Below are 244 nucleotides of genomic sequence, written 5' to 3' on the forward strand. Positions count from 1 at the left end.
CGAGATCTACGAGGGCGAAGTCCGCTACGCCCGCGACGCGTTCGAGGGCCTGCGCCTGATGGACGCCCTGATCGGCGTCAAGCGCGGCGTGCCCGGCGCGGCCCTGCCGGAACTCAAGCAGCGCCGGGTCCGCGCCGCGGCCGCCGTCGAGGTGGAGGAGCGCCCGCAGGAGGGCCACGTCCGCTCCGACGTCGCCACCGACAACCCCCTCCCCACCCCGCCCTTCTGGGGCACCCGCGTCATC

The 244-nt window shown here is 75.4% G+C and carries 1 protein-coding gene; it reads left to right on the plus strand.

From position 1 onward, the window contains the following. The coding region (locus tag IH68_RS51535; RefSeq protein WP_037886830.1) for a hypothetical protein at positions 1–244 on the plus strand (244 nt) is incomplete at both ends.

This window comes from Streptomyces sp. NRRL S-646, from assembly GCF_000720765.1.
Classification (GTDB): domain Bacteria; phylum Actinomycetota; class Actinomycetes; order Streptomycetales; family Streptomycetaceae; genus Streptomyces.